The 21,101-nt window shown below is 61.7% G+C and carries 14 protein-coding genes; 5 read left to right on the forward strand and 9 right to left on the reverse strand.

Annotated elements, in window-relative coordinates; all coding sequences use genetic code 11:
• Positions 1-5: 5 nt before the first annotated feature.
• The 3 genes from IFSED24_RS14460 to IFSED24_RS14470 all read right to left on the reverse strand — a co-directional run bounded on the left by IFSED24_RS14460 (position 6) and on the right by IFSED24_RS14470 (position 3,844).
• On the reverse strand, positions 6-1,658 hold the full coding sequence (locus IFSED24_RS14460; RefSeq protein WP_491332182.1) for a thiol-activated cytolysin family protein: 1,653 nt from the start codon (positions 1,656-1,658) through the stop codon (positions 6-8).
• A 347-nt stretch (positions 1,659-2,005) separates the two neighbouring features.
• Positions 2,006-3,262, reverse strand: a complete 1,257-nt coding sequence (locus tag IFSED24_RS14465) for a hypothetical protein (protein ID WP_491332183.1) — start codon at positions 3,260-3,262, stop codon at positions 2,006-2,008.
• Positions 3,263-3,406: 144 nt separating this feature from the next.
• On the reverse strand, positions 3,407-3,844 hold the full coding sequence (locus IFSED24_RS14470) for a hypothetical protein (RefSeq protein WP_491332184.1): 438 nt from the start codon (positions 3,842-3,844) through the stop codon (positions 3,407-3,409).
• A 339-nt stretch (positions 3,845-4,183) separates the two neighbouring features.
• On the opposite strand from IFSED24_RS14470, the gene IFSED24_RS14475 reads away from it, so the two are divergent.
• The 4 genes from IFSED24_RS14475 (at position 4,184) to IFSED24_RS14490 (ending at position 7,890) form a co-directional block, all read left to right on the forward strand.
• A complete protein-coding gene (locus tag IFSED24_RS14475; RefSeq protein WP_491332185.1) occupies positions 4,184-5,476 on the forward strand; it encodes a hypothetical protein in 1,293 nt (430 codons plus the stop codon).
• A gap of 12 nt (positions 5,477-5,488) precedes the next feature.
• Complete coding sequence (locus tag IFSED24_RS14480; RefSeq protein WP_491332186.1) at positions 5,489-6,304, forward strand: 1-acyl-sn-glycerol-3-phosphate acyltransferase; 816 nt, start codon at positions 5,489-5,491, stop codon at positions 6,302-6,304.
• Positions 6,305-6,455: 151 nt separating this feature from the next.
• Positions 6,456-7,079 carry an RNA polymerase sigma factor gene (locus IFSED24_RS14485; RefSeq protein ID WP_491332187.1) on the forward strand — a complete coding sequence of 208 codons (624 nt, stop codon included), beginning with the start codon at positions 6,456-6,458 and terminating at the stop codon, positions 7,077-7,079.
• On the forward strand, positions 7,072-7,890 hold the full coding sequence (locus IFSED24_RS14490; RefSeq protein ID WP_491332188.1) for a hypothetical protein: 819 nt from the start codon (positions 7,072-7,074) through the stop codon (positions 7,888-7,890). Before IFSED24_RS14485 ends, IFSED24_RS14490 begins: the two co-directional genes overlap by 8 nt.
• An 18-nt stretch (positions 7,891-7,908) precedes the next feature.
• Here the strand turns inward: IFSED24_RS14490 and IFSED24_RS14495 are convergent, their stop codons facing one another.
• The 5 genes from IFSED24_RS14495 to IFSED24_RS14515 all read right to left on the reverse strand — a co-directional run bounded on the left by IFSED24_RS14495 (position 7,909) and on the right by IFSED24_RS14515 (position 18,732).
• Positions 7,909-11,286 (reverse strand): CHAT domain-containing protein, encoded by a 3,378-nt coding sequence (locus tag IFSED24_RS14495; RefSeq protein ID WP_491332189.1) that lies wholly within the window; start codon positions 11,284-11,286, stop codon positions 7,909-7,911.
• A 159-nt stretch (positions 11,287-11,445) separates the two neighbouring features.
• The gene (locus IFSED24_RS14500) at positions 11,446-16,407 is read right to left on the reverse strand and encodes a right-handed parallel beta-helix repeat-containing protein (protein WP_491332190.1); all 4,962 of its coding nucleotides are present in this window, start codon (positions 16,405-16,407) and stop codon (positions 11,446-11,448) included.
• A 223-nt stretch (positions 16,408-16,630) separates the two neighbouring features.
• A complete protein-coding gene (locus IFSED24_RS14505) occupies positions 16,631-17,215 on the reverse strand; it encodes a hypothetical protein (protein WP_491332191.1) in 585 nt (194 codons plus the stop codon).
• A 170-nt stretch (positions 17,216-17,385) separates the two neighbouring features.
• The gene (locus tag IFSED24_RS14510; protein ID WP_491332192.1) at positions 17,386-17,883 is read right to left on the reverse strand and encodes a hypothetical protein; all 498 of its coding nucleotides are present in this window, start codon (positions 17,881-17,883) and stop codon (positions 17,386-17,388) included.
• A gap of 543 nt (positions 17,884-18,426) precedes the next feature.
• A complete protein-coding gene (locus IFSED24_RS14515) occupies positions 18,427-18,732 on the reverse strand; it encodes a hypothetical protein (protein ID WP_491332193.1) in 306 nt (101 codons plus the stop codon).
• Between the two features lie 471 nt (positions 18,733-19,203).
• On the opposite strand from IFSED24_RS14515, the gene IFSED24_RS14520 reads away from it, so the two are divergent.
• Positions 19,204-20,709 (forward strand): T9SS type A sorting domain-containing protein, encoded by a 1,506-nt coding sequence (locus tag IFSED24_RS14520; protein WP_491332194.1) that lies wholly within the window; start codon positions 19,204-19,206, stop codon positions 20,707-20,709.
• A gap of 147 nt (positions 20,710-20,856) precedes the next feature.
• On the opposite strand, the gene IFSED24_RS14525 is transcribed toward IFSED24_RS14520, so the two are convergent.
• Positions 20,857-21,099: a hypothetical protein gene (locus tag IFSED24_RS14525; RefSeq protein WP_491332195.1), complete on the reverse strand. Its 243-nt coding sequence runs from the start codon at positions 21,097-21,099 to the stop codon at positions 20,857-20,859.
• Positions 21,100-21,101 lie beyond the last annotated feature (2 nt).

Raw genomic sequence — 21,101 nt, forward strand, 5'->3', positions numbered from 1 at the left:
CTCCGCTACTTGTCCTCGGCCCGGACCACCCGGAAACGGTCCATGGCCGCCCAGTCGCCGGCCTGGTTGTAATACTCGGCGCGGATGAAGAGGTCCGCGACGTCGGAGAGCACGGCGCGGATGTCCTCCTCCGTGGCGGGATCGCCGTTGTAGAGCCAGGCGCCGGTGTCGTCCAGGGGCACGTACTTCGGGAAGAAGCCGGTGCGGCTCGGCTGGCCGAAACGGAGCGCCAGACGGTTGCTCGACCCGTCGTAGAAGACGACGTCGTCGACGGCCGAGTAGCTGCCGGGACCGCCGACCCAGAGGTACATGGACATCTCGCCGCCGTAGAACTGCGACCAGTCGCCATGATAGGCCAGGGGCGCCCGGAAGTAGCAGGTGTAGCCCTGGCCGCGGTCCCAGAGCTTGATGTAGCCGCCGTCGATGGCGCCGCCGTAGTACACCCCGAAGTCGCGGTAATCGGCGTACCCGGTCCAGCCCTCGGTGGAGCCGTCGAAGTCGTTGACGTACTGGCCGACCGACTGCACGAGGCAGTTCCGCACCTCGTAGTCCGTGGCCACCTTGATCGCCACGGTGCTGTTGTCCTTCACGTTGCGCACGGTGTAGCTCATGGGCACGCCCGTGTCGATCTCGCCGCCCTCGGTGAGGAAGGCGGCCACGGCGTCCACGTCGCCGTTGAAGGCGGCCAGGGCCAGCTGGTGGTCGCCGCCCAGCGCGAACACCTTCACGTTGACGTTCTCCAGGGTCGAGAAGTCGCGGCCTTCGAGCTCGCCCGAGCCGCCGGCCAGGGCCGCGTCGTAGGAGGCCGAGATGCTGGCCTGCATGTCCGCCACCGATTCGGTGGACTCGATCAGCAGGTAGAAGCGTCGGCCGTAGGTCACCGAGGAGATGTAGGTGGCGGGGTTGCCGTCGGACACGAAACGCGCCAGGTCGGCCGGGGTCACCGAGTCCGCGAACAGGCCGTCCACCGAGGTGGGCATGTTGAAGACCATGGTGAAGTAGCGCTGGTTCAGCTCCACCAGGAAGCTGCTGTAGCTGGAGTCGGTGTTGATGCTCAGGCGGGCGTTCACGTCGGAGGTCAGCGTGTTCACGTTGACCCCCATGCGCAGGGCCATCTGCTCGCGCGACTGCACCTCGGCCGACTGGTAGGTGAACTGGGCGGGCAGGACGCCGTTGTTGTCGGCGATGATGTCGTTCATGGCCTGGATGACCGTGTCGTAGCGGACCTCGTCCACGGTCCGGCTGACCGCGGTCGAGCCGTTCAGCAGGTTGATGGTGACCGTGCCGCCGGCGCGATCCACCGAGATGGGATTGGGCGTGGCGCCGCCGAGGCTGTTGCCCTGTAGCAGGCTACCGGGGTAGATGAGCTCGGCGTTGGGGTCGAAGGTGGCGTAGTCGAGGGGAGCGTCCACGATGGAGTGGCGCTCGGTGGCGCAGACCATGATGGTGCCGTCGGGAAGCTCCTCCTCGGCGGGCGTTCCCAAGACCTCGATGTTGGCGACGGGTTCGACGATCTCGTAGGTCCCGCCGCTGTCGATGACCTCGTTGAAGGTGGTCTGGTCCGGGGCGATGGTCTCGTCATCGCTGCTGCAGGCGGGCAGAAGGGCCATCAGGGCGGCGATGAGCATCAGGGTCAGGAAGGTGCGGAGCGGGTGCATGGTCGTGTCCTCCAGGTCTGGTCCGGTGTGAAGCATCGGGTTCTTACCGGGAGACGCGCAGATTGAGGATTAAAGCGATCACGTTTTTTTGGGAGGTGGTCGTGGCGGTTTGTGGACAGCAGCTAGCTGGACATGGGGACTTTCCGGGTAGCAGGGGCGAGGCATGACTAAGATTCCCAGGAGGATGGGGAGCGGTCAGGTTGGGAAGGAGAGAGCTCTCAACAATGGAACGACCCGAGTCAAAATTCCCTACGTTGCTACTGCCTCGCCCCCAAGAGAAGGACCCTGGCATTACCCGCCAGGGTCCTTCCATGGCCACCCGAGACCACCTGAATCAAGTCATAATCTCATCGTCCACAAGATTCTGAGAGGCTTCTTTCGAGTTCGATCTGATGAATGCTCGCCTGTTGGCCTTTCGCGCCACCCATCGGACCGTTTCCTGCAAATTCGAGTTCGAAAGCCTGGTCATGATCGGACTGGATCGAGATCTCATTATCCTCGATCGCGACCGGAGGATCTCCAGCCAGATGCGGGATCATCATACCGGCAGCCGAATTCGACCAATAGATGCGGTGCAGTTCTGTCTGGTCGTAGTAAGGATCATTCAGGCTCGAGATGGACGACGATTTATACACACGGACAGCGATGTACTGCGGGAAGTTGTTATTCCTGTAAGCCGGGTGCCAGGTACTATCGTAGATCACCGCCCAATCATCATTGAATAACGTCTTGTTGCCCGACGGCGTACGCGAATACTCGAAGACGACCATGTTCCAGCGCCCCGACCCGGGCACATAGTAATAACTGTCTCCAACCTTGTAGACGGCGAAGATCGCCAGAACCCGCTGCAGATCCTTGTATCCATAAGCGTAGAGATCGTACTCGAGGCCGATGCCGCTGTCGGTGTCCTTGATGCGGGTCTCGGAATCATCGAAGCGCCAGCCGCGACGATATCCAGAGGCGACGGTGGAATGCGGGCTGTCTCCGGATTCGTTCGAGGCGACGACGCGGTAGTAGCAAGTCCTGGCCTGGTCAACGCCTTGATCCACCCACGTGGTCGAAGTCGTCGTGGTCTGGAGCGAGTAGTTGCCGCTCGACGAGAGGCTGCGATAGACCTTGTAGCTGGTCGCACGGTCCGCAGCGTCCCATGAGACCTTGATCTGCTGGAGGAAGTTCGTCGAAGCCGACACATTGGTCGGTGCCGGAGGTCGAAGGGCGGATAGTCCAACATCCACCACCGTCACGTCCCCCGCGCGCACCGCAATCCCGTCCTGCGAACCTTCGTGCGTCTTGTTGCCCGACGCGTCACGGACAACGATCTCGATGGCGTAGACCTTCTCCTCGAGATCGCGGAATTCGGCATGGCCGGTCGAGTACGAGGAGCTTTTTTGCCGATCGCCCGGAGTGAGTCGGACGGTGACCCGGGTCGGTGCGCCTGCCTTGTCCACCTCGACATCCATGAGAGCTTTTGACGACCAGTTCACGATGAGATCTCCAGTGGGCGCCACCTGAGGATCGGTCGGGTTCCGACGGTCGTTCTCCTCGTCTTGCCCGCATCCGACCAGATGGGCGATCAGGACCAGGAACAGAATGACGTATTTCATGTCATCTCCTTCCGCTGGCCCGATCGGAGGTTTGCCGTCACCCCATCCTCGTCGGACCTTGAATGCTTGTGCTGCCGAGGGCTGTCTCGATGCCCGATCACTTTAACGATCGAAAGCGCATGCTTTCCTGAACCGGGGAGGTCGTCAATCGATCGGAGCGCGTTCGAGGGAAAATGTCCCGCATGCCGCTGAGGCCGATTTCGCCTGCCAGATCAGATCGTTATCGCCGATTCCAAGGGCCCACACTCGTCGCTGGTTGTTGTCGAGTTGGAAGGTGACGTACTGAGAGTAGGCGTCGTATTTCATGTTGCGCACTCGCCAGTGATGCTGGCCTGGTGAGAGATCGACCGACAGCCGGTCACCGTCACCGTCGAGACGACCGCGAGCGCACCCGTCGACATAGATCACATAGTCCATGCCGTCGCCGACCATGCGGAAATCGACGCCCGAGGCCTGTTGCGGCGCCGGCACGGGCGGATCCACCTCATCGTCGGGGCCGACGACCTTCTTGCAACCGGTGAACGCACCCAGCAAGGCGAACCCCACCAGGATCCGCAGGGATATCGTGTTGATGCGTGTCATGGTTCTCTCCTCGGTTTGGCGTTGATCATGTGTCGAATGCTCGACGTGGCTTCCACACCGATAACGGTCTGGACCAGGAGTTTTCCGGAAGGAAGGTTGGCGCCCGCTAGTTGCGCGCTTCACACAATTGATCCACGCGACCCGGCCGCCGGCTGGCCATTTGTCCCAAGTTGTTTGGAATATTGACCTTAAGAGACGATATGAACGATAAGCACATCGGAAGGGGGACCTGACTCAAGCTCGCGTCCGACTCGATGTCGAACTCCCGCTCAAGAAACAAGTGACCGTGGATCGTTGACTCATTGTTCACCCGACTTTCCTCGAGCAGGAGTGAGCCAGATGTCCCCAACCTCCACCCCGCCGTACACCCAGCATGAGTTGATGCCAGCGATGCCGGTGCTTGCCGATCTTCATGATGCCCTCGACGGCTTAGCTCGCAATACGGCTGGTTTCGTCGGCCTGCAGCATCTCTTCGGATCCACCGCGACCTTGATCCACAGCCTCGTGGACGGCGTCGTGAACCCCGAGAACGTCCTGTTGCTTGGCAAGCCGTACTCGACCAACCCCGGTGTTCAGGAGCACCTGCAGTCTCGTCTCGGCTATGAAGTGCACCCGGACTGTGCCAGGCAACCGGTTGGTGAAGCGAACGACGAGGTCATGGATCGACGAATCCATGAACTTCTCGATCAACTTCTGCAGCGACATCGCACCATTCCTTACGGGCGCGACCGCCGAATCGTCTTGATCGACGATGGTGGCAGGGCGATCAAGCTGCTGCACGACGATCGCTATCGGTCGATCCGACCTTTCGTTTCCTGTGTGGAGCAGACACGCTGCGGGATCAGGACCCTGGCTGATATCTCGCTGGAAGTTCCGGTCGTCAACGTGGCGGAGTCGTGGGCCAAGCTGGAATACGAATCCCCGCTGATTGCAAGTTCTGTTCAGCAACAGCTGGAGAGGAAACTCCACGGATTGCAGCGTGCCGGGATACCCGTACCCGACAGCACGCTCATCATCGGATTCGGTGCGATCGGCCGCGCCGTCGCCCTGGTCCTGCGGATGGGCGGACGGAAGGTGGCAGTCTTCGATCGGGCGGAGTCGCGACGCCAGGCCGCCGCTGAAGAGGGATATCTGGTATTCGATGATCTCGGAGAGGGGCTCCGTCGGGGCGGGGTGATCGTCGGTTGCACCGGACTGCCTACCGTCGGTCCTGGCGACTACGACGAGATCGCCGGCGGATCCATCCTCATCAGTGCGTCCTCGTCCGATGTCGAGTTCCAGGCCTGGATTCTCCGCCGTCGCGGCATCTGTCTGGGCGATCCCACAGGTTGGGAATCTCCAGGCGACGGCCTATCACCGGCTTCACGATCCGACCATCCTTGTTTCAGCCTCTACAGGATCGATACCGCCCGGGGAGCTTTCTTCCTGGTGAACGGCGGGTTCCCCGTCAACTTCGACGGCGGCGTGGATACGATATGCCCCGAGCTCATCCAGCTGACCCGCTCGCTCCTGTACGCTGGTTGCGTGCAAGCGTCTCAAATCAGAACTCCCGGGATCATCGGCCTGGACGAGGCCCTTCAGGAGCGGATCGTTTCCCAGTGGACCGAATCCCGTCTGGTGAAGGTAGCCTGAGGAGGTGACGGCATGCTAGCAGGACTCATCGCAAGATCAGCAGGAATCCACACGCTGGATGGGCTCGTCGCCACGGCCGAGTCGGTTCCACGCAACGACTCCATCTACGCCAACTTGCTCGACCTTCTCCACATCGATATCACCTGTTCGCCGGAAGCCGAGACGCAGATCCCCGAGAAGGGACCCGTCATCGTCGTGGCCAACCATCCCACGGGATTCGCCGAAGGCCTCGGAGTGCCCGCCGTTGTCGCCAGGGTGCGCGACGACATGCTGGCCATGGGACATTGCTGGTTCGAGCGATGGCCGGTACTCGCAAGCCGGATGATCTGCGTCGATCCCCAACATCCCGAGGCGGCCGTCAACAGAACCGCGTTTCGCCGGGCCATCCGGCATCTACGTTCCGGCGGCTCCATCGTGCTCTTCCCCGCGGGACAGGTTGCGTCTGGACGGACCGATGAACCGTTGTTCGGCGAGTATCCCTGGCGACCCGGGCTCGAGCAACTCGTGCGCCTCACGAACGCCAGCGTGATTCCAGTTCACGTGGGAGGAAGGCCGGGTGCGTTCTATCGATTCCTCCATCGGCTGCATCCACGCCTCGGTGCACTAGGCCTTGGCCGCGAGGTCCTCCGTCGATGCGGGGGCCGACTGCCGCTGACCGTTGGACCGGCCATGACGGCCGAGATGCTGACGACGGGGAACGACGACGGCTCCGTGGTCCGGCGCTGCCGTAGCGCCATCGAAGATCTCGTGGCCGAGGCCCCGGCCCGCGACCGTTTCACTTCGATCGATCGGAGGTCAGCCCTTGCTGGTTGCAGCACCGATTTCTGAGGCGACGGGGGCGGCGGCCCATGACGCTATTGCCCGGAAGCTTGCCGGCTGGCTATACTGGCGGTCTGATCGTCGTCCTCGTTCATCAACCGCCAGGAAGGATCCGATGCCCGCTGTCAGGTCGGCAATGCGAGATCAGACGAGGGCGGCCGTGGCTCAACTAGGCGCGCCCTGGCCCGAATTCCTGGATCAGATCGAATCGGCACCCCAGGAGGCCCGTCGGACCGTCTTCCTCGGAACCTATGCTTACCTGACGAGCTCGCCCCCGCCAGCCTATCGCTGGTTTCCCGATGACCGGCGCCATGACCTCGCCATCGATATCGCCATGGCCCTGGTGGCCGATGATTTTCATAAACTGAAGCTTTACAGGCGCGGGACCCGCTTTGCCTCGTGGTTGGTCATGGTGGCCAACAACCGCGCCAAGGATGTCTGGGCCCGCGAATCGCGCTCGAAGCCCGTCGAGGAGATTCCAGAAACCGCGGAAAACCGGTCGGCGGCGGCAAACGCCGAGGTCCGGATCGACGCTGCCAGGATCAAGGATGCCATCCTGAAGATGGATCGGCGGTGTCGCCTCATCCTGCTCGGTCGCCTCGTCCGCCAATTGAGCAATCAGGAACTCTGCCGCCTGTTTCCCGAGGTCGCCGGAGACAACAAGACGATCGGAAACTGGTTTCGCCAGTGTCGGTTGAAATTGATCGAACGGTTGAATCGGCTGGGGATACGTCCGGAAGATTGCATCGACATTGCGATTCAACAGGGAGGCAGCCATGAGTGAGCGTCGTCCTCCTCGTGATGATGCGATCGATGCTGGGCTGCGTGACGCGATTTCATGGGTCTTTCCCGACGAGATCGACGGGTTCGAGCCGCCGAGCGATGACATCATCCAGGCCTATGTCGAGGGACGGGCAACGGATGAACAGATCACGGTGGTCGAGGAAGCCATGGTGCAGTCTGCGAGCTTCATGGAAACGATCATCATGCTGCGACAGGTGGAAGAGGACTTCGCGAGGCAAGGTTCACCCGACAGGGATGCCCCGGACGAGGACCCGCTGCAGGGGCCTCGCGAGTCCCGCCGGGTCCTGGGTATCAGGTGGGACCTCGGCTGGTTCTGGCGACCACAACTCGGCTATGGAATCGCCGCAGCAATGCTCCTGGTCATGCTTGCACGGATCGGCATCGGCGACAGGAGTGGCGATCTCCAGCAGCCCGGAGTGCAGGTCGTCGCGCTCACAGCTCAGAACTCGAACCGGTCGGGTCAGGCGAGCGACGTGATCCTCGTCCTGCCAGGCAGCCAACAGGTCGACATCGTGCTCGAGAAGGCCGTGCCGGGTTCTTTCCTCGCCGAGTATCGAGTAACGCCGGAACTGAGACGCATGCCCGGAAACGATCTGCTTCCAGTCGGAGGCATGGTTCGAGCCGTGCCCGTCGGCGACGGTTCCGTTTATCTCGCGTGGACAATCCCGGCCGAATCCATTCCGAGCGGCCTCTACTCCGTGTCCTTCAAGCCCATCCTGCCATCAGGTGCGCCGGTGGAGATCGACGAGCATCTCGAAGGCAGGTTCGAGGTCCGGCATATCGGTGAGTGACGACAGGTCGAATCGATCCTAACGCCAGTCACCGTAGGCGACGAATGCCCCCCAATCGATGGGAATGGTGCGACGGCCATCGTTCCGGCGAGATTCGAGGATCGACATCGCAGCGCGATGCATCGCCTCGGCGGTGTTGCAGCCCATGGCAAGGCGCTCCTGGTAGAGCCTCTTCATGAACTGGCGGGTGCGGGCATCATCGATCTCCGAAAGGCTCATGATGACCGTGTGCACACCGGCGCGCTGAAACGCACGTCGAAGCCCCAGGACTCCTTCCCCACTTGCCGCCACGCCCAGTCCGGTCTCGCACGCCGACAGGACAGCCCATTCGCATCCTGACAGATCCAGGATCGCGATCTCTTCAGCCGTGATGATGCCGTCATCCTGTCCCGGCAGGGCGGATTCTCGACGATTGGCGCCGGCCAGGGCCAAACCCGATAGAAGCAGTGGATTGCGCTCGTAGACCGCACGCTGAGCCCTGTCTGCGACGCTGCCGATCTCGTCCAAATCAAGAAAGAACCCGTGCGTCGCAAAATGGATGGTCCGGCGGTCAACCATCTCCCGGGTGACTCGATTCTCGGTGGCCGATGCTCCGGTCAGGACGGTCGCCCCCGCAGATCCCGGCCACAGACTCGCGACATCCTCGGCCTCTTGCTGGGTCTCCTGCAACGGAGCGAATCGCAGACCGGTCAACGCGCCCCCGACCTGCTGGCCAGGCACCGGCGGCGCCTCGGCACCGGATTCACCGAAGTCGGGATTGGCCACAATAAGAATATCCCGGGAGCCCGGGGACTGGTCACGAACGGGAACCAGATCGCGCTCCGACGTCAGGTAGTGGAACCGGGCACCGTCGTCGATCAGGAAACGCCCCTCTTCCGTGGGCAACGCGGCGATATTCACCGTTGCCAGGATGGCATCCGGCACCAGGTAGACAAGATCTTGTCGACCAACACTCGGTGCGATGGGATCCCAGACTCGCTGCCGGAGGGCCTGGCCGGTCGCCACGACATCTCGACACAGGCGGCTCTGGTCGTCCTGGAACTCGCTGCCCTTGGTCCGAGCCTCATCGAGGGCTTTTCTCCACTTCTGGACCAGTTCCTCGATCTGCCGTGCTGAACCGATCGGCACGACCTCGGCATCCAGGCTGTTCCGCCGCTTCACGAATGCCAGGTACTGATCATCAGGCCCGGAGCCAGGATCCAAGCTCTCGCGATAGAAGCTCACCAACGCGCTGCCGGCCGGCATCATCGACCAGGCATCATCCAGATTCAGGCGTTTTCGAGTCTCGGCGTAGCGCAGCCGCGAGGATACCGCCAGTAGCTGCTGCTCGGCTTCTGCCCGTCGCGCTTCGCTGGCCTGACGATCGTCGATCCTCTGTCGGGTGTCCTGCCCACTGCCCGTCTCGGTCAGCGAGAGCGGCGACCGGCCCTGAACAGCGTACCGGGCGAGTTCGGCCGTCGCGTTCTTCAGCTCGAGTTCCACCTCTTCGAGGTTCAGGCGCTGGGCTTCGGCGACGAGGATACGACGCGCAATGAGTTCGTCGATCACCAATCCCCTGGATCCCTGCATGAGATCCCAGACCTGTTCGATGTCGGGGCCCCGCCTTACTCGAACCGCGATGGCACACGCAATCCGCAAACCACGATTATCGAGCTGAACCGTGGCGATTGCATCCTGAGGCGACAGCGAGGCGACGGAGTTCCGGCGGTGCTCCGAGATGATCTCTCCGGCACGCAACGCGTGTGCCAGCGCTTCGTCTAGCCTTCCGCCATCGGCGAGCTTGCTCTCGGCCTCATCGGCAAGGCATTCCGCCACCTCGGTATGATCGCGACCAAAATTGAGTTCCGCAGAGATGCGCGACTCCGCGAGCAATTGTCGACCCTCTTCACCGCGACCACGCAAGCCCGCGATGCGACCGAGCACCCGCCTCGGTCGGATGGCCGAAACGCCGTTCGACCCGTCGGCGTTGATGGCGATTTCCAGGGCTCTTTCGGCCAGCACCTCGGCCTTGTCCAGCTCCTTGGTCTTGATATAGAGAGCGGCCTGATCCGTCAGGAGTTCACTCATCATTCGATGCTGTTCCCCGAATTGCTTCAGATATACCTCCGCCGCCTGGGTATACAGGGAGTCGGCGGAATCGAACCTGTCGAGTTCGGCATCGAGGTTTGCAAGCTGGTGCAGGGTTCGACCGATCTGCCAGTGATCTGGCCCGGGGTCCTCGAGTGACCTGAGCGCCGAAAGATAGTGCTTTCGGGCCTTTTCATAGAGGCCGAGCCTGCGATAGCAATCGCCAAGGTGGGTCTCGTACATGCGAGCGTCGGTGTGATCCTCGGTGATCGCACGCAGAGCGATCTCCCAGTACTCGATCGCCGTCGCATACTCTTCCCAGCCATAGTAAAGCTCCGCAAGAACACTGTAGTTGTATCTCAGATCCGGATGTCCGGGGTCGTAATATCGTTGCTGTATGGCCAGCGCCCGCTGGAGCAACAGTTCAGCCTCCACCAGCTGATTGTTGCTGCATCGAATCTTGGACAGAAGGACAAGTGAGCGGGCATTGAGGAGATCGCTTGGGCCCCTGGTGGCCGCGAGTGCGGCCAGGGCCTCCTCGAGGAGTTCCTCGGCTTCCGCGAACCGGTCCAGCTCGTAGAGGACCTCGGCGAGGTTATGCTTCCACATCGCCACGGTCACCTGCTGATCTTCGGTCAGCGGCGGCGGCAGGGAAGCAATGAGCTCACGATAGATCCGCTCCGCTTCCTCGTGATCCGAATTCTCGAAATAGGCCGCAGCAAGGCCGCCCTTGGCCCGCATGGTCTCGCTGGTCAAGGGTATGATCTGATTCGACAGAATGTAGAAGGCGCGCTCGAACTCGTTGGCGGAGTATGAATAGCGCCCCAGTCGATACTGGGCGATTCCACGGAACAGATGGGTCCGCCCCGCCGCGATGGTCTGATCATGCTGATTCTTCCCCAGCAGGATCAGCGATTGCTGAAGCGAGGAGTCGGCGGCGGCCCACTGGCCCAGCACCAGGTAGGCGTCGGCGAGCCGGATCAGAAGCGTCGTGATGATCTGATCGGGCAGCGCTGGTCCGGCATCGAATCTCTGCAGAGCCCCAACCAGTTCCCTGGCGGTACCACGCGGGTCGTCCTCGGTGGCATAGCATTCCGCGAACTCGAGCAGGCAGCTCTGGATATCCTGGAGGATCTCCGGAGTGGGCTCGGGGTTCCGATCGATGACCATTGCGAGCAAGGCTGCCGCCTGATCACAACGGCCATCATGCAGTAGCGCCCGTACGGCGTCCGTCGATGGCTCGGTGTCGGCCGAGATCGACGTTGCGAGCAGGACAGCTGAGATGAACACGAAGACGGGAATGTGCTGCATCCGACGCCCGAGATCCAAGGCACGCCTCCGATCCTGCAGGATATCTCCAGGACTCGTGGGGTCGATCCTACAGCCAGGTCCGCAGGGATGCAACTCGACGACACGGCCGCGCCCGAACCCTGGTTGGTTCGAGGATGGCCTTCATGGTGGATGGCTTGCCTCCAGATCCCCCTCTACCTACTTCAACAACACCATCTTCTGGACGATCGCCTTCTCGCTTGTCTGCAGACGACAGAAATAGACGCCCGAAGCCGACTCCCGACCCACAGCGTCACGACCATGCCAGACCACTCCGTGCCGGCCCGCCGACAGTTCACCCGAATGCAGGCACACCACCCGATGACCGCGCACGTCGTAGATGGAGATCTCGGCCCGCTGTGCCGTGGGCAGGTCGAAGAGGATCAGCGTCGACGGATTGAAGGGATTGGGCCGCGCCGGCAGCAACGCCACCCGCAACGGCAGAGGAATCTCGTCATCGCTCTCGTCCTCGACGCCGATGATGATCTCGCCCTGTGTCGGCATGGCGCCGATCGTCCCGCACGCCGCATTCCAGTCCGAACCGCAGGGAGAATCGTCGCGCAGGATGAAGTTCAGATCGGGCTGCACCAGGGGATTCAGGTTGATGTTGCCCAGCGGATCGCCATCCAGGCCGAATCCCTCCAGGATCCCGACCCAGTCACCGCCTGCATTGCCCCAGATGTCGCAGCAACTCGGCGGCGGAGCCAGAGACAGATCGCCCACCACGGCCACGCCTTCCCCGGCGGTGATGATGGTCCGCGTCAGACGCAGATCCACGCCCGGGCCGCAATTCAGGGCGCTACCGTCGCCGGACACGTTTCCATAGAACGTGCAGCGATGCACCTGGAGAACACCCGACTCCATCGCGATCGCACCTCCGCGAGCCGCTTCGCAGTCCAGCAGGATGCATCGGTCCAGGCGCAGTCGGGAGCCGGTACCGCACAGGATCGCCCCGCCATCTTCGTCGGCATAGCCGTTGCGGATCTGTAAACCGCGCAGTTCGGGGCCGAGGCCTCGGCTGTCCGGGAGGATGAAGGCACGGTGCGGATCCGACGGACTTCCCTGGCAGTCGATGATGCAGAGGCCCGGGCCCAGGACCTGCGACGAGTCCTGTCCGGTCACCTGAGCCTGGATCCGGATGTTCAGTGGCGGCAACAGCACATCGCGATTGCCCGGGCCGAGGTAGATCCCTTGCGCGAGCATCAGCACATCGCCGTCTGCCATCTGATCCACCGCGTCCTGGATCGTCAGATCACCGTCCGGCGTCACGACATAGGCCGTCGGTTCACAGCCAACATCCAGGGCGCCGATGAGGCCGCATCCGGGATTGTTGTCCGCCGCACACGGCGACGCCGAACTCAGCGTGAAATCGCCGGCCCCGCCGTCGCAGAACAAGGGATCGGCCGAGATGTTTCCGTCGATCCCCAGCTGTCCCTCGAGGCAACCGATCCAGTCGCCGCCCGAGTTGTCGTAGACGTCGCAGCAGACGAGGGTGGCTTCACTGGTCTCGTCACAGACCACGGCTGGTCCGACACCGTTGAACGCCACGATGCAGTGATCGGCGGCCAGGGTCGTGCTCTCGACCAGATGCAGGCCCGAACCGATGGCCGGATCGCTCACGCTATTGAAGGCAATGGTGCACGCGGACAGCTCCAGGATCGTGTTGCCGGCCAGATGAAGGCCGCCGCCACCAGAACTCGACTGGTTGGTGGAGATCGTGCAGCCGTCGATCACCGCCCGGGCGCCGGCCAGATGCAGGCCACCGCCACCGCTGGTCGAGTTGTTCTGGCGGAACTCGCAGCCGCGAATCTCCGGCTCCGCATCGAAGGACAGATGCAGGCCACCGCCGCCAGAGCTGGAACTGTTGTTGCGGAACACGCAACCGTCAACCTGGGGCGCAGACTCGAACGACAGGTGCAGACCGCCGCCGCCAGAACTCGCCCGGTTGTTGTCGAAAACCAGGCCCTGCAGCAACGGCGTCGCCCGGTCGGTGCAGAGGATCGCGCCTCCCTCCTCGGCGTTGCCGCCGGTGATCGTGAAGCCGGAGAGCACAACCAGGGCTTCACCAGGACCCGAGATCGTGAAGGCCCGGCTCGCATCCTCGCAGTCGATCACGGTGCTGTCGGGATCGGCGCTCCGGGCCCGGATCACCACCGGGTCGTCGTCGAAGACGATGTCGCGGTTGCCTTCGCCGGTAAACGTACCGGGCGCCAGCTCGATGATCGCGAGCACGTCCTCGCCGTCGATCGCGTCCTGGATCGTCGGATAGTCGCCAAGGCCGTCGTCCTGAATGATGACCGGGTCATAGATGTACAGCGTCAGGGCATCCGGGCCGTAGAGCGCATACCATTCCAGGTTGGGATCGTATGTCGAGAGGTCCGGGTACGCAACTTCGGCGAAGCGACCCTTGAGCTGGCCATAGCGCATGACCTCGAAGGATTGGCCGTGAGCCGGTTGGAGATCGTCGCCAAGGGTGATCGAGAGAATTCCATCCAGCTCGACGAGACCAGTGACGATGATCTGGTCGTGCTCTACACCGGGAACTTCGCCATTGAGTTCAAGCTCAGTTGTGCCGACAGGATCGCAAGTGAGATCGCCTTCAATCGTCAGGACGCCCGGAGAACTGCCGGGGGAAACTAATCCGGCGTTCTCAACATTGGTCTGCAATGTGCCCCAGCCCTCAAGTGATCCCGTGAATGAAAGGGCAAGGGGGTATATCGACGACACACTACCACCCAGAAGTCTCAGTGCACCTTCGGGCTGAGTATATGGCTGCATGAAATCGAGTCGAACCGGAGCTGCGATATCGATGCCGAAAAACGTGGAGGCCCCCGATCGCAAAACGGTCGAGTAATTACTTGAGCGTCCGTCATTATCGACGACGGTGCGGGCATCGGATTCCGTCAGATCCTCCAGGTAGATCGTCCCCGCCGACCCATAGTAATTCGCATTCAAACTGGGCTCGGTCGACCCGCCACAGGCCGACAAGCTGTCCTCGGGAAAGCTCGAAAGGTCGTAGAGCAGCGCGATCCGGCCGCCACCGCCGGCACCACTCGGACCGAAGTTGTTGGTTAGCCCCAGTCCTCCGCGGGCGTGGATGTGTCCGCCTCCGCTGAGCGTCCCCACTTCGATCCGGATGCTGCCGCCAGATCCGCCACCGCCACTGCCGTTGGAGCTCTGACCCACCTGACCATTGGCGTCGATCGTCCCGTCGACCTGAAGCTCACCGGCTTCAATCCGCACCAGACCTCCACCATGACCACCCCGTGATCCAGAATACGACGAGCCGCTTCCACCGGCCCCGAGAAGCATCGCACGCTCCACCAGACCGTATGGCGGATTGGTTACACCCGTATAGCCCGGGTATCCACGGGCGCCGGTCCCCCCGAAGCTGCCGCCCACTCCATAATTCGACGCCGTCGCTCCCCGTACGATCGTGTCATTCTCGTCGTAGGCTTCGCCGTCTGGTCCGTATTGCGATCCCGAGTTGCCGCCATGCAGACCCTTCGCCGAGACCTCGATCGCTCCCGCGTCCTCGATCAGCAGCGTGCCCACGACGTTCAGGCGAAGCCCCTCTTCATTCGCCAACGTGTGGGTCACCGTTCCGCCGCTCGATATCGTCAATGCCTGCAATTCGTCATCATCGCCGAACGTGCCGTCCTTGATCACCGTCACGCCATCTCCGACAATCATCTCATCGTCGACAATATCCAGGACGCTGCCATCCAGGCATTCGACAATTCCCCCTTGGACGTTCGCGGGCGTGAAGTCATCGAGAGTCAGCCTGACCCCCTCAAGCAATCGGAGCCGGGAGGCGCCCGACATCGCGAGCATCGAGCCGCCACTGAAATCCAGATCGACACCGGTCGTCAAGGTAGCACCTGCAATCTGAAGCGCGTCCATCGCAAGGCTACAGCCGGAATCAATGGTCAAGCTCGCCCCGTCAACGACGGAGACGTCGAATCCAGATGCATTGGTGATCGCCAATGTTGCTCCGTCGCTCAGCAACAGCGACGTCCCGGCCGGGATCGAAAGCGGCTCGACGATTGATATTGAGGCGACATCGCCGCCTTGCACCTTCAAATGGCTGGCAGACCGTAGCGTCAAGCCATCGAAGCCAGACAATGCGGTGCGGAGCGTGCTTTGCAGACTCGTCGCTCGATTCGCATTGTCATAGATCACGCGCACATGATTTCCAGTTAGATCCTCCAGGTAGATCGTCCCCGCCGACCCATAGTAATTCGCATTCAAACTGGGCTCAGTTGACCCGCCACAGGCCGACAAGCTGTCCTCGAGAAAGCTCGAAAGGTCGTAGAGCAACGCGATCCGGCCGCCACCGCCGGCACCACTCGGACCGAAGTTGTTGGTCAGCCCCAGTCCTCCGCGGGCGTGGATGTGTCCGCCTCCGCTGAGCGTCCCCACTTCGATCCGGATGCTGCCGCCTGATCCGCCGCCGCCACTGCCGTTGGAGCTCTGACCCACCTGACCATTGGCGTCGATCGTCCCGTCGACCTGAAGCTCTCCGGCTTCGATCCGCACCAGACCTCCACCATGACCACCCCGTGATCCAGAATACGACGAGCCGCTGCCGCCGGCCCCGAGTAGCATCGCACGCTCCACCAGACCGTATGGAGGATTGGTTACACCCGTATAGCCTGGGTACCCACGGGCGCCGGTCCCCCCGAAGCTGCCGCCTACTCCATAATTCGACCCCGTCGCTCCACGTACGATCGTGTCCGTCTCGTCATAGGCTTCGCCGTCTGGTCCGTATTGCGATCCCGAGTTGCCGCCATGCAGACCCTTCGCCGAGACCTCGATCGCTCCCGCGTCCTCGATCAGCAGCGTGCCCACGACGTTCAGGCGAAGCCCCTCTTCATTCGCCAACGTGTGGGTCACCGTTCCGCCGCTCGATATCGTCATGTTGCCCAGAACGCTCAGTACAGCATCGACGACCAGCGTGCCTCCATCTTCAATGAGTACGTTATCGTACGTGCTATCGATCGCGATAGTGTCGGTACCGGTTACCACAAGGTCTTGTGCGAAAGCCATTCTGCCTAGAATCAGGAATACACCCAATGTGAGGTGGAGAATTACCGCGATACGACTTAAACCAGGACACATGGTGGGCCTCCATCGTCCAGCGCCATTTTTCCAATTCGCATACTGGTCGAGGACCATGCGAACGGCTCGCTCGCACACCTCTGGAGAAGAGTTGGGTTTAATGCTCATGAATCAATACACTCAATACGATGTCAAAGACCGAATATATCCGGATACTACCACAGATGATCTTTGCCGGTCAATTCAGCCGAATCCGATAATCGCGACTTCAACGCTTTAGAGCCTAGAACCAGAGACACGCCAGCCCGGCACCGATGTTCAGTCCGCCACCGCTGCAAGGACCCTCTTCGGCCTCATCACTTGAAACCTGCGAGTACCTCACATCACCGACCAGCACGAGTTCCGAGGTCAGGACCAGCCCCGTCTGCAGACCGACGAACCAGCCATAGGATGCGGTCCCTTCGCATTCGCCGACCGCCATGTAGCTGTAGGCCAGCCCCCCTGACAGAGTGGCCCGCAGTCCGCGTCGGTTTCCCGACGTGAGGGCGTAGCCGAAGTGAGCCTCGGTCTCGCTGATGGGCTCACCGTCCGGGCCGCTCCGCTCACCCCCACCGAACAGGCCCAGATGGAGCTGGTTGTGTCGATTGTCCTTGCCGAGGGGAGTGAAGTCGAAGTTGAACCCGAAGGCGTATCCACCACCTTCGTCGTGCAAGGAATCACTCTGTCGATGCTGCTTCACGCCCATGATGGCGATCTCGGCCAGGTTCTTTTCCGCTTGCGCGATCGCAGTGTCGACCGACAACGCTGCACCGCATACCGTGACGATGATGACCACCAAGATCTTATTCGTAATACTCATGCTATTCATGACTCTTGCTCCCGGTTTACAGTGACGACTTATCGGAGACCACTTCTATAACGATCGTCGAGCCGGCATTTCCGCGTTGATCTTGATCGCGTTCATGGCACGCAAAGTATTGCGGCGCGATCGATTCCGATCGCGCCACATGCGGGTGCAGGGCTGGCGATTGCACGGGCTCAGTCGGCCGGGCCATGCGCATAGACCCTGACGATGGGGCCATGACGCCTCACCATCTCGCGCGCACCAGAAGGTCCATAACAGACATGCTGCCAGCTATTTCCTCGCTGGACGATGGCGTCACAGTCGCCGCTGTTCTGGCCCGTGTAGTACTCCAGGACGTCCCGTTCATTGCGGTAAGAACGGAAGTTGTTGAACACCGTGGTTCCGTCCTTGTAGACGCATCCCCACCAGGTGTGGTGCATGCCCCTGAACGCCCAGCCCAGCTTCTGCTTGCTGACCCCGGCGGCGCTCAGGATCTTGGTCACTCCCTGATATCCCTCGTACACCAGGGCTCCGGCCGCGACCGGGTCGAACGCCTGCGCAGTCTGCAGGGGGATCGTCATGGTCATCACCGTCACGACCGCCACAGCGAGGACCATGCGCCTGGTGAGACCGCTCGCCTTGTTTCGTTTCTCGCTCGCTCGCTGGAGCTTACCGAACGACATGCCGAACATGATCTTCCTCCTTCGTGTGAATCCCATCCGTTTTCGATCCTCGAGCGGCTCCGTCGTCGCTCGACTGGATAACGGATGGGTCGCGTAGTTTTCATGCGAACAATTTCTATGTTTGGCAATGGGCAGGGGGATGTCGGGCAGTAGGTAGTCTGGGGGCAGTATCGGATTGGGTTTCAGGTTGGTGTCGAGCTTGAGTCTAAATTCTCATAGGTGCAGTTCTTAATAGCACTTTACAATGTTCGCCTACCCGGCTTTCCGGAATTGTTCGTACCTGGCTTCGACAAACTCTACGCGGGGCCGTAGCAAGGCATCCGTGGACAGCACGATGGCAGTACCGTCCATCTCTTGAAGCCCGGACCTCAGCACCAGACCATCGACCTCGTGCAGGATGTCCGACCTGATCACGACGCGTAGATCCGGCCTGATGCCGAGAATGTGACGGTCGAACGCCGCATGGTGGATCTTGCAAAGCGATAGACCGTCCGGGACGATCGGTTCGCCCGGGGGATCGGAGTCCGGCAGGACCCTGGCGCGGAATCTGTGCTAGTGGAGCCGGCGCAGGGTCACCGTGGTGACATACTGGCGGCGGGCTTCGATAGCCGTGCCCGAATGCTGTTCGGCATCCAGGCCCGCCGGGGATTGGTCATCGATCGAAACATTGAAAGTAAGATTGTAAGGGTCGTCGCCAACGATGAAGACTGGCCAGGTCGGCAAATACTCGCCCTTGTCGATGCCGAAGAAGTAGATCAAGGGTACGGAGCCCAAGAGTGCCGCTCGCAGTCCAGCGTTGTCTCGGTGATGGGGATCTGTGCCGCGGTAGCGATAGGCCAGTCGGCCCTGATTGTCCATTCCGTCATCATAAGGTGCCGGGCGATTCTTCACGGGCGGGGCGGTCGTGATGCTGATGGGGATGGATTCGAAGACGCGAATTTCCAGAGACCGCTGGCGCCGATCAGCGGAACCGATTCTCCTTGGAACTTGAAACTCTTGGTCAGCAGTTGGAAGGGAAGCTTACGGCTGCATTGGCCGTCGGCAGCTTACACCAACACCCCAATCTCAAATCCAATTGACCAAGAGCCCGATTTATGGTCAAATCGTAAGATGAAAAACCTAAAGAGACTGCCTCGTATCGCGCTGTATTGCGCGCTGTCCATGCTCCTCCTGGTTGCCTTCTCTACCGCTTCTGCGGAAGATCGGCCCCGATCGGGGGTACCCTACCAGAACGAGGTCCCCGACGACCCCTACATCGCCTCTCCACGTGCGGACCATCAACGGTCCCCCGCCAAACGCTTCACCAGGGATTCGTTCTTCGCAGTCCAGGTGAATGTGGACGAGCTGGGGCAGAACATCGTCGGCGACGCCGCCAACGAGCCGTCCATCGCCGTGGATCCCACTGATCCGGACAAGATGGTGATCGGATGGCGGCAGTTCGACACGGTCACGAGCAACTTCCGCCAGGCGGGCTACGGCTATACCACCGACGGCGGACAGACCTGGACCTTCCCCGGAGTGATCGAGCCTGGCGTCTTCCGCTCCGACCCCGTGTTGGACACGGATTCCCAGGGACGGATCTATTACAACAGTCTCACGGTCGAGAACGACTCCGACTACCTCTGCGATGTCTTCCGTGCCCCCGAGGCCGGCCAGCCCTGGGATGGCGGTACATCGGCCCAGGGCGGCGACAAGCAGTGGATGGTGATCGACAAGACCGGCGGTATCGGCGACGGTCACATCTACTCGTACTGGACCAGTTACTGGAGCATCTGCGGTCCGGGGTTCTTCACACGGTCCGTGGACGGCGGCGATTCGTACGAGGAGTGCGTCGAGATCCCCGACGACCCATACTGGGGAACGCTTGCGGTGGCGCCCGGAAGCGGATTCAACCCCAGCGGCGTGCTCTACACCGTCGGAGCCTACGATAACGACCTCGTCGTGGCCCGCTCGACCAACGCCCGCAACGCCCAGCAAGCCGTCAGCTGGGATCTGTCGACCATCGTCGATCTCGGCGGATTCATTGATTCACGTACCGGCCCCAACCCCGAGGGGCTGCTCGGGCAGGCGCACGTCGCCACTGCGTTGAGTGATGATCCCATGGGCCACGCAGTCTATGTGCTCAGCTCGGTGAATCCGCCGGGGAGCGACCCGCTGGACGTGATGTTCGCCCGCAGTTCCACCGGCGGCTCCACCTGGAGCGCACCGGTTCGCGTGAACGATGACCCGGGCAACGCCTGGCAATGGTTCGGGACCATGTCGGTCAGCCCCTCCGGCCGAATCGACGCCATCTGGCTGGACACACGCGACAATCCCGGCACCTATCTGTCGTCCCTCTACTACTCGTATTCAGCGGACGGCGGGGTGACCTGGTCCGCGAACGAGCGGCTGTCGGATTCCTTCGACCCGCATGTCGGCTGGCCGAACCAGAACAAGATGGGCGACTACTTCCACATGGTCTCCGACGACACGGGCTTCAGCCTGGCCTGGGCGGCCACGTTCAATGGCGAACAGGACGTCTACTTCGGCCGCAAGACCCTGGGTGTCACCGCGGTCGACGAGTCGCAGACCGCCTCGCTGGAAGTCTTCTTTGCCGAGCCGAACCCGTTCACGGCGAGCACCACGATCCGCTACGACATCCCGCGCGATACCTTCGTGAACCTGACGGTCTACGACCTTGCCGGGCGGAAGGTCGCCACCCTGGTGTCGGACCTACAGCAGTCTGGACTCCACCAGGTACATCTCGAGGGTCGGAACCTCGCCAGTGGTGTCTACATGTGCCGCTTGAGTGCGGGGGGAACCGAGCTTACGGAGAAACTGCTGGTCGTGAAGTGATTTGGGGCGGCTAGTCAGATCGCCTTTGGGTTGATGATTGGAGGCCCTGCTGCTGAGAGGTGGCAGGGTCTCTTCATCGATTTATTCGTAGCCCGGAGGTTTAGAAATGAGCTCGTAGCACAAGCCCCTCCGTTGCAGCAGATGCCCTCATCTCTCTTCCCGGCGGCACACCACCAACTCCGGCACCACCTCTGCCTCATCATCCCAGTAGACCAGTGTATCGCTCCACTGCTCCAGTGCGATCAATGCCCCACCACGCGGTACCGCCACCCGGCCGCCACCCAGCCGCACCATGTAGTTGGAGATCGTGGCTTGTCCAAGATCGATTCCCAGCTTGAGCAACTCGCCGTGAATGCGGGGTACACCCCAAGTGGGATTCGTGAGGGACATCT

Source organism: Candidatus Latescibacter sp. IFSED24, assembly GCF_058273205.1.

Coding starts and splice junctions, on each gene's coding strand:
- IFSED24_RS14490 (WP_491332188.1), top strand. CDS start 7,072: ATGAGTGAGCGTCGTCCTCCTCGTGATGATGCGATCGATGCTGGGCTG.
- IFSED24_RS14515 (WP_491332193.1), bottom strand. CDS start 18,732: ATGGACAATCAGGGCCGACTGGCCTATCGCTACCGCGGCACAGATCCC.
- IFSED24_RS14470 (WP_491332184.1), bottom strand. CDS start 3,844: ATGACACGCATCAACACGATATCCCTGCGGATCCTGGTGGGGTTCGCC.
- IFSED24_RS14500 (WP_491332190.1), bottom strand. CDS start 16,407: ATGTGTCCTGGTTTAAGTCGTATCGCGGTAATTCTCCACCTCACATTG.
- IFSED24_RS14475 (WP_491332185.1), top strand. CDS start 4,184: ATGTCCCCAACCTCCACCCCGCCGTACACCCAGCATGAGTTGATGCCA.
- IFSED24_RS14505 (WP_491332191.1), bottom strand. CDS start 17,215: ATGAATAGCATGAGTATTACGAATAAGATCTTGGTGGTCATCATCGTC.
- IFSED24_RS14510 (WP_491332192.1), bottom strand. CDS start 17,883: ATGTTCGGCATGTCGTTCGGTAAGCTCCAGCGAGCGAGCGAGAAACGA.
- IFSED24_RS14480 (WP_491332186.1), top strand. CDS start 5,489: ATGCTAGCAGGACTCATCGCAAGATCAGCAGGAATCCACACGCTGGAT.
- IFSED24_RS14460 (WP_491332182.1), bottom strand. CDS start 1,658: ATGCACCCGCTCCGCACCTTCCTGACCCTGATGCTCATCGCCGCCCTG.
- IFSED24_RS14525 (WP_491332195.1), bottom strand. CDS start 21,099: ATGTCCCTCACGAATCCCACTTGGGGTGTACCCCGCATTCACGGCGAG.
- IFSED24_RS14465 (WP_491332183.1), bottom strand. CDS start 3,262: ATGAAATACGTCATTCTGTTCCTGGTCCTGATCGCCCATCTGGTCGGA.